Origin of the sequence: Paenibacillus sp. FSL M7-1046 (genome assembly GCF_038007405.1) — a bacterium.
Lineage (GTDB): Bacteria > Bacillota > Bacilli > Paenibacillales > Paenibacillaceae > Paenibacillus_AQ.
Genome location: NZ_JBBOXB010000001.1, coordinates 2,347,256 through 2,360,341, shown reverse-complemented (window position 1 = coordinate 2,360,341; position 13,086 = coordinate 2,347,256). Strand labels below are relative to the sequence as shown.

Here is a 13,086-nt window from a genome sequence, read left to right as displayed (position 1 = left end):
ATACACCCGGATTCGGGCTAAAAAACAATAAATTTGTGACAAATATCACAATATTACGTTCAGAAAGCAAAAAAAATAAGACGGTTTTACCGTCTTGGATTTGTTCGTCGTTCTATAGAAAGCTTGACTCATAAAGGCATTGGTTAGGTAATCGAAATACCCTTCTTCAGCGATTTGAGATCGCCATTAGAATTAAGCAATTGCGGCAGCATCTTCATGCTGCGAACCATTGGGGCATGACAGAGACGGCAAGAAGGCGCATGTTCAAATGCGAAATTATCCCTCATCCATCCGTTGCATCCATCATTGGTACAGGCCCAAATTGCGGTATTTTCTTCCGGTACTTCCTCTAAAGGCTTCTTCCGGTAGTTCATTGCCGTTCCTCCCTTCCTTTATGTTACAAGTTGAGAAACAAGTAAAAAAGCATCCAATTATACTCTTTCTAAGATGCTTACAAATCCTTCATTTGCAGTTGCTCTACTTCAAGATCATGTTGTTAGTTTCATGATGATATAGCAGTTGATCTTATAAAAAAAGACCGTCCCAACTTGCAAAAGCGGGGACGGTGCTTCTATTATTACAGTTTTACAACGTTTTCGGCTTGTGGTCCGCGGTTGCCTTGAACAACGTTGAATTCAACGCGTTGGCCTTCGTCCAAAGTTTTGAAGCCGTCGCCAGTGATTGCGCTGAAGTGAACGAATACGTCGCTTCCGCCTTCAACTTCGATGAAACCGAATCCTTTTTCTGCGTTGAACCATTTAACTGTACCTGTTTGCATGTGTGTTACCTCCACAAATTTAAATTAATATGTTCTTTTTATCTTCAAACAAAGAAAAAATTCACACATTGAAAAAGGTTGTATTAGCATTGACAGCCCTTTTCAATACGAGAATTAGGTATCAAATGTATGATTAATCTCATGTTACCACACCGGAGTTACAAAGGCAAGCCAACATCCGAATATATCCGTATTTCCCCTTATAAGGTGCTGTTCCCAATGTAAGGGCTACCAGTCTTTATAAAAAGGGGGATTTGCATCCATATTAAGTAATATACCCAGATGATTTGACTTCGAAACGGATGCCGTCCTTAATTTTATAATAAGGACGGCTGGGCCGTCTCGCTTATCTTGACTGCCACATTATTATATACGGCTGATGCCGCTTTTATTCCTTTTGTTTTTCAAGAAGTTTCACCGTCACCTGCTTTACCTCTCCGTTGCGGTAATAAGTAATCTTCAGATCATCTCCGATTTTGGTGTGATCATACAGATACTTGCGCAGCGAAAGGGTCGATGTGATTGGTTCATTGTCAAACTTGGTAATCACATCATTGAACTGCAGTCCTGCATCCTTGGCCGGCCCTACCGCATCCAGCACAACTACTCCGTCTTTAACGGTGGTTGGCAGATTAAGCTCCTTGCGCTGGTCTTCCGCGAGCGGCACATAAGGGTTATTCAGATCCACGGAATACACTCCCAGATAAGAGCGGGCAATCTTCCCGTTTGCCTCAAGCTCACCCGCCGTTTCCATAACATGATTCGCCGGGATGGCAAAGCCAAGTCCCTCCACGCCTGTATCGGAAATCTTCATTGTATTAATACCAATCACCTTGCCGTCCAGATCGACCAGTGCGCCTCCGCTGTTGCCCTCGTTAATTGCAGCATCCGTCTGAATGACTTCCTGTTCCCAGTCATAGACACCGTCCTGGTTCAGTGATACGGGAATGGTCCGTTCTGTGTAGCTGACAATCCCCGAGGTCAAGCTATCGCCAAGTCCCAGCGGATTGCCGATAGCAATGACTGTCTCCCCAAACCGCAGTTTGGAGGAATCACCAATCTGGGCAACTGTGGTAATACCTTTGGCATCAATGGAGAGCACTGCGATATCACTTACTTTATCCGTACCCACAAGTGTCGCCTTGCGTGTCTCACCATTCACCATAACGACTTCCAGCTTGCCGAAGTCCTCAATCACATGATTATTGGTAATAATAAAGGCCTTGTTATCATCCTTCTTATAGATCACTCCCGAGCCAAGTGCCGACTCGTCGAGAATGTTAAGTTCCTTGTTATCTTCTTTATGATTAATTATGCTCACAACGGCCGGTCGGACAAGAGCCGCAGCCTGAACAATCCGCTCAAACGGGTCACCGCTGCTTGCAGTCACCTTCTCAATCACTTTCGGCTGCTCCGCCTTCTCCTGTGTCAACTGGCCTGTAGCCAGACTGAACAGAAGCACTGCAACCACCGCACTGATCACTGAGCTAATGACAGACACCTGCCAAGTTGCCAGACTCCGCCGTGATTTGCGGGCAGACCAATTCCGGCTCGTTAAGACCTTAGAGGGTTCCTGCTCTCTGCCTTCGCGCCGCGGTACCTTGGTTGAATAAAAATCATCATCAAACAGTCCCACCGTTACATCCTCTCCCCTCTATTGCCACTGCATCCATGACCTGAACGCCAAGCAACCACGCCCGAGCTTTCCGCTTTATCTCTTAGACTCCTGAAAGCTCTAAAAGGTTTCACTTCATTCATTCACCACAAATGTGTGTGTTATAAGCGCAAGGGGTCTCCTATTCTTGCAACATATTAAAAAAGGATAAGCTTCAATCCGGAATATTTTCCAACTTAAAAGACTACAATAATAGAAGTACTATTTAAACTCAGGCTTAATTCTGCTCTTTATGATTGTATCACAGGCGGGGCTGGCACCCACGTTTTTTCTGACGCAAAATCCCTACAAATTTTTTACAGATCAGCTTTCGTTTAGCTCAAAAGGAGGAATAAATATGGAATCTTTTTCAACAAGTATGGATCTGGTGCAATTTATCGGCAAACTCGGTGACCTGAAGGATGAACACTATCATCTGATCCTGGTTCAAAGCGCCCTGATCGAGCTGCTGATTGATAAAGGGCTTTTCTCACGCCAAGAATTGGAACGTAAAATTACGGAGGTAGACCAGCTTATGACTGGCTCACCTTATCCCACGGCGTAGGCTGGTCATAATAGGTATCGCACAATCTGAACTCACTGTCTCTGAAGAAGCAGCCCCGGTCTTCCATTGCCCCGCGCACCGACATTTTGGCCAAATCCATCATATTGTGATCCCGGCTTAAGTGAGCCAGATAGGTCCGTTTGGTCCGTCCGGTAAGAATCTCGCTTAGTGCCGCTCCCGCCGCCTCATTGGAAAGATGGCCTAAATCGCCCAGAATTCGCCGTTTCGTATTCCACGGATAACGCCCCATTCTCAGCATCTCTATATCGTGGTTGGCCTCCAGTACCAGCACATCCGAATCGGCAATCGCCATCCGCACTTTATCACTGACATACCCAAGATCCGTAGCAACACAAAGCTTCTCCTTGCCATCATAAAAATTGTACCCTACCGGTTCAGCCGCATCATGGGAGATTGCAAATGACTCTACCCGCAGACTGCCGAAATCCCTGTGCTGTCCGGTCTCCATAATAATCCGGTTATGCTCGGCAATAGTGCCGATCCCCTTCTCAATCGCCCCCCAGGTATTGGAGTTGGCGTAGATCGGAAGATCGTATTTGCGGGCCATGGCTCCAAGTCCCTTGATATGGTCCGAGTGCTCATGCGTAACCAGTATTCCGTCTATCTCCTTGCCTGTCATCTCACGCATCGCGAGCAGCTCGTCGATCCGTTTGGCGCTGAGGCCCGCGTCGATCATAAGCGCCGTTTCCCCGTTTCGCACCACTGTTACGTTGCCGGTAGAACCGCTGGACAGTACCGTAAATGAAATCCCCATATCTCTCTCCTGCTCCTTCTACTCTGTTGTCTTCGGACTGATGATGTCCGCACTGATGGCATCGACGTAATAGGCGTTGCCGTTCTCCAGCATAAAGCGCCACATTGGCGAAGCCACCTGGCTTTCAGAGTTGAACAATTCCCCATAATAGCCAAGCTCAATCTCTTTAACTACCGAATCCGCCGGAAAATATTTCTCAATCAGGCTGCTGAGTGCCTGTGAGGCCGGAAGCACCTTCTGGATATCTTCGTCACTGCTTGTAGCTCCGATTTCAATCTTCGGCCAACGGTAAGCCACAATTTTTTGATCGCTGTTGATCAGCTCAAGCCGCACTCTGAACAAAGACCATTTATGGTCGACCAGTGGATGAAGTACAAATTTGCCGACCTCGCTCTCCTGCGAATCAAAGCGATAATTGGCGATGTCTGTGATCTGGCCTGCCAGTGAGCTGCTCAGTTCGGCAAATGATGAATAAATCAGCTTGCTGTCTATAGGCACCTTCAGTTCAACCGGCTCCTCATTCTGCTCCTCCCCGGAGTAGCGGTAAGTGATGTCGGGCAGCTGCGGAGTGGCAGCCGGAATGGGACACAACACACGAATCCCCTTCTGTTCCATCACCGCCTGCGTTTCTGCGGACAGGGAAGTGAAATCCAGATTGGCACTGGCCTGATCGCGCAAGTCCATCCAGAGCTGATAACAAAGCAGCAGATTCAATACCAGAAAGGCGTAAATCAGCACATTTTTGGCTCTTCCCCAGTCCATACCGCTCCTCCTTAAAGTTTTGTGAGCATTCACTTCGTGATTCTGCTTCGAACAAAACTAGCTTCGGAAGCATCCGCTTCGTTTGTGAGCATTCACTTCATTGAATCTACCTCGAACAAACTAGCTTCGGAAGCATCCACTTTTTTTGTGAGCATTAGCTTCGTTGATTCTGCCTCGTCGAGTGAATTCCCGCGTGTCTATTACTCTAGTTCAGTGTAAGGAAAGTACCGTCACGGAGCGTTACCCGCCATACCGGCAGGAGCTTCAGCTTCTCCCCGTTTACTGAAGCAACATAGGCCGGGGTCAAATCCTTCACAGGCGAAGCTTCACTGAATTGGGCCAGCTTAGCCCGCAGCTCATCGCCACCGGGAAGCTCCACAACCTGTTTAACGGCTTTTCCCTCTTCTGTATACATCAGCGATCGCTCATAGGAGGATACTGTGCCCTGCTGCAGCTCCAGGTTAATAACGCCATACTGCAGCTTCGGCTTGCTCATAATCGGATAAGAACCGTAGTACTGCTGGAAGGAAACGGTCCGCTCCTGGTTGCCTTCCTCCGTTGATGCCAGACGGTATGTACCGTTCCATCCACCATGCTTGTTGACAAAATCCACCGCTTCCAGGGCATCCTTCGCAGGTGTACTCTCACCCGCAGGAAGTGCAGCCGGATCGCTATAGCTCATCCAGTTCTGTTCCTGATCAACCTGCAGGCTGCGTTTGCTGTCTGTATAAATCTTTGAGCCATCCTTCTCTGGAATATATCTGGTGCTACCGGCATCAAAGAATAGATTGTTCTGCATTTGTTCAATGGTGTACATGCCGGAGGGAATTTCCACCTCAACCAGCGATATTTTTTCTTCCGGCACATAATAATCGCCATTCACTACGGTATATGGCGTCCAATTCATACCGAAATCCACATGCTGCTGCACGTCCTGAACGGTCAAATCAGCCTTAGCCGCTTCATATACGATATCACCTCTGGTGCTGAAAAAGACGGCATGTGCCTTGGAATCATTTTTAACATTGTAAATCCAGATCCGGTCAATGCTTTCTCCCTGGAACAGCGAATCGGGAGCAAGCTGCATTACCCGCTGCAGCAAGGTTACCGGAATGCCGGCACCGAAGGACAGCTCAATGCCCGAATTCTCACTGCGGATCTTGTCCCAATCGAAATCCTGCACCGAGCGCCGCTGAAAGCTCTCAAACCCGCGTCCTTTCAGCCGGTTCATGATCAGGTCATAGAAGGTGGAGCCGGGATAAAACAGCGTATGCTTGTCCTCCCCCATATGAATGATCATTTTATCAGGGTAGAGCAGATTCTCAACTTTCTCTTCGGGCCCCATATTATCTGTCTTCACATATAGCTTCTCCGACATCACCGCGGAGTCGCTCCCCGGCAGCCGGTAGATCAGATAATAGCTCTCTACAAGACTTCCGCAAACGAGCAGGGCAAGAATCCATGACTTGATTGTTTCCTTCACAGTACACTCCCCCTTTGCTCTATCAGAGGCAGTGTGAAGGTTACCAGCGAGCCTTCATTAAGCTCTGACTGCAGGGAAATTGACCCGCCATGCGCTTTGACAATTTCCCGGGCAATGGACAGCCCGAGTCCGGTGCCGCCCATATTGCGCGAGCGGGCTTTATCAACCCGGTAAAAACGTTCAAAAATCCGTTCGATATCCTTCTTGGGAATCCCAATCCCGGAATCACGTACAGAAACAGCCAGCATTCCATCTTCGGTTTTTAGTGCCTCCAATTGAATGGTTCCGCCTTCCGGCGTATATTTCAGCGCATTGGAGACCAAATTGCCCAGCACCTGATCAATTTGATCGCGGTCCAGCCAGGCCGTGGCGACTTCCTTGCGCACTCTTGTACTGATATGAATTCGTTTTTGGCGAATCTGGAAGGAGAAGCGGTCGGCCACATCCTCCAGCATCTCGGAGATATCCGTCTGCTGAATGCGCAGGCTCGATTCCCTCGAATCCAGCCGCGAGAGATGCAGCAGATCCGTAACAAGCCGGATCATCCGTTCTGTCTCATTGCGGATGACTCCGACAAACCGCGCAGCAAGCTGCGGATCATCGAGCGCACCATCATCAAGCGCTTCAACATAGCTCTTGATCGTCGTCAGTGGAGTCCGCAGCTCATGCGAGACATTCGCCACGAACTCCCGCCGCGATTCCTCCAAATTCTCCTGCTCGGTAACATCCTGCAGCACCGCAATGGTTCCGGCGATTCCTCCGCCTTCACGGCGGTGAATCGGGGTGAAGGTCACCCGGACGATATTGGGATCGCCTCCGCCCATTGGCGAGAGATGAAGCATTGCTGATTGGGCGTTGCCTTGCGCAAGCGACCCCGACTGCTCATGATCGAGACCGAGCAGCTCATCGAGCGGTGCCCCTTCCGGAAGCGGGCCTTCCGCTCCCAGCATATCTGCTGCCCGGGTATTCATCAGAATCACCACGCCGCTTTCATCAGTAGCAACCACGCCGTCACTCATATTGGTCAGGATGGAAGCAAGCTTCTCCTTCTCCTCTTCATTCTGCGACAGCGCTTCGCGGAGCCTTCCTGTCATGTAGTTGAACGCCTGACTGAGCTGCCCAATTTCATCGTTGCCGAATACAGGCATCTTACGGTTGAACCGGCCCTCAGCAACCGCTGTGGCATGCCGGGTCATCTCCTTGATAGGATGCGTGATCGTATGGGCGAGAATGACACACAGAACGGCCGTCAGGGCGAGCGCCAGCAGCAGACCGGAGAGGAACACGCTATTAATCCGGCTCATCGTGGCGTATAAATCTTTCATATCGGCAGCAATATAAATCGCCCCTACCACTTTGTCGCCGGAGAGAACCGGCTTGGCGACCACCTTCTTGCGCACATTATCATCGGCAATGATATATTCCTCATTATCGCTGATGCCTTGCAGGGCACGGCTGACCACAGTTTGTGTGTTCCGCTGCCCGACATAATCATTTTGCGAAGGGACAGATGTCGTAATAATTTTACCGCTCGCATCCAGTACCTGAATTTCAGCTCCGCTGATATACAGATTATTGACCATTCCGCGCAGACTCTCCACCGCAGTCTCTTCACCGGCTGTTCCGGCTTCGCTGCCTAGTTTATCTGCCGTAAGGATCGACAACATTTCTGCCCGTGCCTTTAAATCTTTGGTGAAGTTATCAGTCAGTGAATTCTTCATCGAGCTGACAAAATATACACCGATCAGCTGCATCGCGATCAGAATCAGCAGCACGTAAATAATGATAAGCTTGGCCTGAATCGTCCGGAAAAAGGACCGCCCTTTCATCACAACCCCCCGCTTTTGGGGCTATGCATCAAATAACCGAGTCCGCGCCGGGTGAAGATATATTCCGGCTTGCTGGGATTCTCCTCAATTTTTTCTCTCAGGCGGCGGATCGTGACATCCACGGTCCGCACATCCCCGAAGTATTCGAAGCCCCATACCGCCTGAAGCAGATGCTCCCGGGTCATTACTTTGCCGGCGTGGCGAATCATATAATAGAGCAGCTCATACTCACGATGTGTTAAATCGAGCGGCTCTCCGTCTTTATAAACCATGTACATGTCGGTATCAACGAACAGGCCGAAATGATTGACACCCTGTTTGCTCTCCGCTCTTTCACTAAGCATTTCGGACGGCGATGGCTTATGCTGGCGCCGCATTTGAGCTTTGACTCTGGCCAGCAGCTCGCGCGTGCTGAAAGGCTTGGTTACATAATCATCCGCACCCAATTCCAGACCCAGCACTTTGTCGATCTCACCGTCTTTGGCTGTCAGCATAATGATCGGGATGTCCAAATGCGCTGAGCGCACTTCGCGGCAGACATCCATGCCATCCTTGCCGGGAAGCATCAGATCAAGCAGCATCAGATCGGGCCGTCTGGACAGAGCCAGCTCCACAGCGCTGTTGCCGTCAAAGGCACAGATTACCTCATAGCCCTCTTTTTCGAGATTAAACTTTAATATATCAGCAATAGGCTGTTCATCGTCTACTACCAGAATCGTTCCCATCTGCATATGCTCAGCTTCACCTTTCTAAGCGTACTAATCACTCATTCTCTTATTTTAACATACCTGCACTGGCGTCACATCCTACGAAGTGGGGATAGAAATGTACTTTCATCCAGTTCATCAATATATTTTTAGCTTTAAAAGATAAAGCCGCCCGAAAACTCGGACGGCTGATTATAACCTATGGATTATTTCAAATATCTAAGCGGATTGACCGCTGTGCCGTTCTTGCGGATCTCAAAATGCAGGTGGGTACCGGTTGAACGCCCCGTGTTGCCCATAACACCAATGCTGGCTCCCTGCTCCAGCCGCTGGCCGACAGATACTGAGATGCTTCTCAGATGGCCGTAGTAGGTGACATATCCGTTTTTGTGATCCACAATGACCACATTGCCGTAGCCGCTCTGTACACCTGCAAAAGTAACCGTCCCGGCATCCGCAGCTGTTATGGTCCGGTTGCCGGATACGAGATCGACTCCTTTATGGCTTCGTCCCCAGCGCTGGCCAAAGCTGCTGGAAAGGCTTGCCCCGCTGACCGGCCAGGCGAACATGCCCGTTCCTTCGCCGACTACCTTCGTGCCGCGATAGACCACCTCAGGCAAGGAAGCCTTCAGAACCGTCTGGCCCATCCATTCTTCCTTCACTACGAGACCATTTTCCTTGGTCACCCGGTACTGCATCTGTTTCAGGCCGGTCTGTCCTGCCCGGACCACCTTGCTCTTACCTGCTGCCAGCTCATCGCTCTTGCGGACAATCACTTCCGGTTCAGTGACAAGCTGCTCCGATACCTGCTCTACGGTTACTACAGTAAGCTCTGGCTGTGGTACGGTCAATTGCAGCTCGTCTCCAATTTGCAGGGTCAGCTCTTTCACCGACGGATTGTTGCGGAAAATATCAGCCTGCGTAATCTCAAAACGTTTGGCAATCCCAGAAACGGTGTCGCCTTCCTGAACCGCATAAACAAGCGGCTCCTCTTTCCCTTCGGTGAGCACCTCAACCGCTTCCTCGACGCTCAGCACCTGGGTGGGGTCCGCCTTGACAGGAACAACGGCAACGTCCTCCTGAATGGCAACCGATTCTACCTTGTCTGCATTTGCCGGTGCAGCCGCCTTCGCAGAACGCGTAGCTGCTGTCCTCTTGAGCTGGGCGCCCGTTGAAACCGCGGCAGCCGGAACGTAGTGTTCTTTCACGCCCTGCAGGACGGCATTCGCTGTCTCCTGATCCTTGACAATCCCCACAGCTTTGCCATCCACCGTCAGCTGCACACCCACTGCATAAGCTTTAAGCATGCCATCCAGCTTGTCCAGCGTAGCCGCACTGTCTATCTCCGGTTTATACGCTTTTTCCGCCTCTGTCGTAATGCCGCTTGTCTGCAGCACCATCACTGAATCGGGATACTTGAGCTGATATTCCTGCTGCTTCTCTTCGAACAGCCGATCCAGCTCCGTTTCCTCGCTGATCTTTCCAATTTCCTCACCCTTAACCAGCACCTTATAATAGGTTACCGTGTTCGCGGTCACATATTTCTTCTCTGCCCCGATTAAAAAGGTCGCCAGAAGCACCAGACCGGCAGAAGCTGCTATCCAGGACCGCCGGAATCTCCGAGGTTTGGTTTCTTGATAAAAGACGTTAGTTTCGCTAGAGGCAGAACTGCCCTTTTGACTTTCTGCGCTGAATTCTGCGGATGTCTCTGCTTTGTCCCGCAGTTTCCCCATCCCGCGCATGAACTTAAATCCTTTCATGAAACTCTCCCTTTCAGTCCGCTTAGAAGCGGCCAACCTTGTTATTCGACCCCTTTTATATATGCTGCTGCATCTATTTGCTATGTGCGTTAGTGTACCTGCATTTCGTTTCCGTCCAAAATATAAGCATAAAGTATGAGGTAAAATTCGTACTTTTCTTATATTTAAAAAGGTTACAAAAAATTAACCCCTTATAGTCCTTTTTTACTGTACCATAGACGGCAGAAAAATTTCAACTTTACCCCAAAGACAAAACCCGCGATAATCGCGGGTTTCTTCCATGATTTTGACATTTTAACATCAAGAACGTGTCCAAAAAATGACAATTTTTAGTTTGTAGTACCCTCAGTTGAATTTGGTGTAAGCATTTTCATTAATGTGTCATATTCATCAGGATTCACATACTTGGCAATGACTTGCTGCAGTTCCTTCACTTCATTCTCCGTCAACCCATCCTCCATCGCCGTTGAGATTTTCTGCATCTCCTCCTGCGGAAGCTTGGTCATCAGGATATTGAAAATATTGGATTTCTCATCCATGGGCAAACTGTCCTTGAGCTCACCCATCGCTTCCGGTGTCATCACCAGCTGCTGGTCCAGTGCACTGTCACTTTGTTCTTCCTCTCCGGAAGCCTCTCCCATTACAGCCAAAGCATCCTCAGGTACCTTTTCCTCCACGGACTTCTCCTTTTTTTGTTCTGGTGTGTCCACCGTTTCACTTTTACTGTCTTTCTTTGCATCGGGGGCATCTTTAACATCCTCAGCTACATTTTTGGCGTTATCCGTGGCTCCCATTCCCGTGAGGCTCTTGATAAAACCGCCGATTCCCGGTGACGGCCCCTCCAGCTTTATATCAAAACTGGCCAACACCGACTGTATATAAGTATTGACGACGAATGCCGTGGTCAGAACCGAAAGTGCGCTGGCCAGTACGACAATCAGGCAGACTCCAAGTGCACGTCTTACTATCTTCATCTTCATCACTCCCTTGCGCCCTGTTCATATTCAATCTCCGGAGGATCAGTGCGTTATTGCTTTCATCCTCCCAGTATTGACTAGAACCGGCTCCGGGAAACCAAAATATTACATAATTGTTGAAGCGCAGTAGGGTAAGACGAGGGATTACTCCCTCGGACTCCGGGTAGAAGGGCCACCCAACTGGTGACCCGAACCCCCACAGAACCCGGCGTGCGGATTTCCCGCACCGGGCTCTTCAGAACTGGTTTTACAGCATCGCGTATGTCTTCAACCGTTGATATGGGATGAAGATTTTCGGTCGCATCAGTGGAAACAATGAACGTAGTCGCTGGTATTCCTTCCAAGTCACGTAGCTCTTCCGGCTTCGTCTACTGAGTACCTTCCGCCAATAGGTGACGGCTGTGGCGTACACTTTACTCAGACACCTCATGTTGCCTGCCATTCCATAGTAAGCGTAATGTCCTTGCAACATTTGGTTAATCTTCTTTGCCTGTACCTCCAGCGGTTCATGCTGCATTCTTCTCATGGTTTCCTGCACGTTTCCCATACTTCGCTTCAGTCGCTTCTTCTCTGTCTTTCTGCCCACCATGAAATTCCCTTGCCGGTTTCGCGTACAGTAATGCGTAAACCCTAGAAAGTAGAGCGTATCCGGCTTCTTCTTCCCTTTTCTTTGGCTATGTTTGCTCGCAAATCTCCCAAACTCGATTAATCTGGTTTTGCTCGGTTCCAACTCCAGCTTGAACTTATGAAGCCGATTTACCAGCGCTTCCTGAAAACGGATGGCGTCGCTTCGGTATTGAAAACATACGATAAAGTCGTCGATATACCGAATTAGATAGGCTTCGCCTCTAAGCCGCGGCTTAACTGCCTTCTCAAACCATAAGTCCAGCACATAGTGCAGGTACACATTGCTTAAAAGCACACTAATGGAGCCGCCCTGCGGCGTACCTTCTTCACTGGCGTGGACTTTCCCGTCTTCCAATACGCCAACTTTGAGCCAGCGCTGGATCAGCCGGAGGATTCGCGGATCACCCATGCGATGTTCCACAAATTTCATCATCCACTCATGATCCAGGCTGCCGAAGAAATTCTTTAAATCGGCTTCGAATACCCAACCCACCTTTTCTCCGGCTATGATCTCATTCAGTGTTGCTAACGCGTTGTGCTGCCCTCTGCCCGGTCTGCCTCCAAATGAACAATTTAGAAAATCTTGCTCATAGATAGCGGTTAGTATCTCTGCTGTGCACCGTTGTAAAGCTCGGTCTGCCACGGCCGGGACACCTAACGGACGTTTCTCCTTCTTTCCAGGCTTCGGTATCCAGACTCTTCTTACGGCTGGCGGTTGGTAGCCTTTCCGGTGTATGGACGTGAGCATTTCTTCTGCCCACACCTCGAAGCTTTTCACAGCCTCGTCTCGGGTAACCCCATCCACACCGGGAGCCGTTCGTCTGGGAATATGCTGCAGACAGTCTTGTAGCCGTTCTTTAGAGATGTGGTGGGTAAGCGAAGTGAACTGAAGTTTCGTATCTTCTCGTGCTTTTGCTGCTATTCTTTCCAATCCTGTTGTCATGGCTAGGTTCTTCCTTCCGTTGTATGAAGGCCTGTGTCCTCCCGTTGTATGGAGCCCATGTTGCCTTAGAAAGATTCCATTTCTGCTGACCGCTTCCCCATGTAGCAGGCTCTCCCTGCCTCGGAGTACTATCCGTCAGTAAGACTTCCGGCAAGTCTTTGAGCCTCCCTTGCTTTGTAGGCTTGTTCGGCTCTACCAAAAAAAAAAAAAATTGGAACTGCCGGAT

Annotated in this window: 12 protein-coding genes; 1 reads left to right on the top strand and 11 read right to left on the bottom strand. The window is 49.5% G+C overall.

Going from position 1 to position 13,086, the window contains the following annotated elements; translation table 11 throughout:
• Positions 1 to 143: 143 nt before the first annotated feature.
• The 3 genes from NYE29_RS10260 to NYE29_RS10250 form a co-directional block, all read right to left on the bottom strand.
• Positions 144 to 374: a cold-shock protein gene (locus tag NYE29_RS10260; RefSeq protein WP_038598212.1), complete on the bottom strand. Its 231-nt coding sequence runs from the start codon at positions 372 to 374 to the stop codon at positions 144 to 146.
• A 203-nt stretch (positions 375 to 577) separates the two neighbouring features.
• Positions 578 to 778: a cold-shock protein gene (locus tag NYE29_RS10255; protein WP_019914582.1), complete on the bottom strand. Its 201-nt coding sequence runs from the start codon at positions 776 to 778 to the stop codon at positions 578 to 580.
• A 388-nt stretch (positions 779 to 1,166) separates the two neighbouring features.
• Entirely contained in the window at positions 1,167 to 2,414 is a 1,248-nt protein-coding gene (locus NYE29_RS10250) for a S1C family serine protease (RefSeq protein ID WP_076111725.1), read from the bottom strand.
• A gap of 376 nt (positions 2,415 to 2,790) precedes the next feature.
• On the opposite strand from NYE29_RS10250, the gene NYE29_RS10245 reads away from it, so the two are divergent.
• Complete coding sequence (locus tag NYE29_RS10245) at positions 2,791 to 2,997, top strand: hypothetical protein (RefSeq protein ID WP_076111723.1); 207 nt, start codon at positions 2,791 to 2,793, stop codon at positions 2,995 to 2,997.
• On the opposite strand, the gene NYE29_RS10240 is transcribed toward NYE29_RS10245, so the two are convergent.
• From NYE29_RS10240 to ltrA, 8 genes are all read right to left on the bottom strand, one after another.
• A complete protein-coding gene (locus tag NYE29_RS10240) occupies positions 2,966 to 3,772 on the bottom strand; it encodes an MBL fold metallo-hydrolase (RefSeq protein WP_340895787.1) in 807 nt (268 codons plus the stop codon). The two genes, NYE29_RS10245 and NYE29_RS10240, sit on opposite strands and share 32 nt — an antisense overlap.
• Before the next feature lie 18 nt (positions 3,773 to 3,790).
• Positions 3,791 to 4,534 carry a two-component system regulatory protein YycI gene (gene yycI / locus NYE29_RS10235; RefSeq protein ID WP_076111722.1) on the bottom strand — a complete coding sequence of 248 codons (744 nt, stop codon included), beginning with the start codon at positions 4,532 to 4,534 and terminating at the stop codon, positions 3,791 to 3,793.
• A gap of 205 nt (positions 4,535 to 4,739) precedes the next feature.
• Positions 4,740 to 6,017, bottom strand: coding sequence for a YycH family regulatory protein (locus NYE29_RS10230; RefSeq protein WP_340895782.1), 1,278 nt, complete (start codon positions 6,015 to 6,017; stop codon positions 4,740 to 4,742).
• Positions 6,014 to 7,771 (bottom strand): cell wall metabolism sensor histidine kinase WalK, encoded by a 1,758-nt coding sequence (gene walK, locus NYE29_RS10225; RefSeq protein WP_445322203.1) that lies wholly within the window; start codon positions 7,769 to 7,771, stop codon positions 6,014 to 6,016. The genes NYE29_RS10230 and walK overlap by 4 nt, the downstream gene beginning before the upstream one ends.
• 74 nt (positions 7,772 to 7,845) lie before the next feature.
• Positions 7,846 to 8,577, bottom strand: a complete 732-nt coding sequence (gene yycF, locus NYE29_RS10220; RefSeq protein WP_038598226.1) for a response regulator YycF — start codon at positions 8,575 to 8,577, stop codon at positions 7,846 to 7,848.
• Positions 8,578 to 8,759: 182 nt separating this feature from the next.
• Entirely contained in the window at positions 8,760 to 10,313 is a 1,554-nt protein-coding gene (locus NYE29_RS10215) for a M23 family metallopeptidase (protein ID WP_340895775.1), read from the bottom strand.
• A gap of 329 nt (positions 10,314 to 10,642) precedes the next feature.
• Positions 10,643 to 11,287 (bottom strand): hypothetical protein, encoded by a 645-nt coding sequence (locus NYE29_RS10210; protein ID WP_340895774.1) that lies wholly within the window; start codon positions 11,285 to 11,287, stop codon positions 10,643 to 10,645.
• Between the two features lie 250 nt (positions 11,288 to 11,537).
• Positions 11,538 to 12,860 (bottom strand): group II intron reverse transcriptase/maturase, encoded by a 1,323-nt coding sequence (gene ltrA / locus NYE29_RS10205; protein WP_076108941.1) that lies wholly within the window; start codon positions 12,858 to 12,860, stop codon positions 11,538 to 11,540.
• Positions 12,861 to 13,086: the final 226 nt, after the last annotated feature.

What these genes read in the sequence shown, in the direction of transcription:
- NYE29_RS10260 (WP_038598212.1), bottom strand. Translation starts at nt 374, where the DNA reads ATGAACTACCGGAAGAAGCCTTTAGAGGAAGTACCGGAAGAAAATACC.
- NYE29_RS10255 (WP_019914582.1), bottom strand. Translation starts at nt 778, where the DNA reads ATGCAAACAGGTACAGTTAAATGGTTCAACGCAGAAAAAGGATTCGGT.
- NYE29_RS10245 (WP_076111723.1), top strand. Translation starts at nt 2,791, where the DNA reads ATGGAATCTTTTTCAACAAGTATGGATCTGGTGCAATTTATCGGCAAA.
- NYE29_RS10240 (WP_340895787.1), bottom strand. Translation starts at nt 3,772, where the DNA reads ATGGGGATTTCATTTACGGTACTGTCCAGCGGTTCTACCGGCAACGTA.
- yycI (WP_076111722.1), bottom strand. Translation starts at nt 4,534, where the DNA reads ATGGACTGGGGAAGAGCCAAAAATGTGCTGATTTACGCCTTTCTGGTA.
- walK (WP_445322203.1), bottom strand. Translation starts at nt 7,771, where the DNA reads ATGCAGCTGATCGGTGTATATTTTGTCAGCTCGATGAAGAATTCACTG.
- yycF (WP_038598226.1), bottom strand. Translation starts at nt 8,577, where the DNA reads ATGCAGATGGGAACGATTCTGGTAGTAGACGATGAACAGCCTATTGCT.
- NYE29_RS10215 (WP_340895775.1), bottom strand. Translation starts at nt 10,313, where the DNA reads ATGAAAGGATTTAAGTTCATGCGCGGGATGGGGAAACTGCGGGACAAA.
- NYE29_RS10210 (WP_340895774.1), bottom strand. Translation starts at nt 11,287, where the DNA reads ATGAAGATAGTAAGACGTGCACTTGGAGTCTGCCTGATTGTCGTACTG.
- ltrA (WP_076108941.1), bottom strand. Translation starts at nt 12,860, where the DNA reads ATGACAACAGGATTGGAAAGAATAGCAGCAAAAGCACGAGAAGATACG.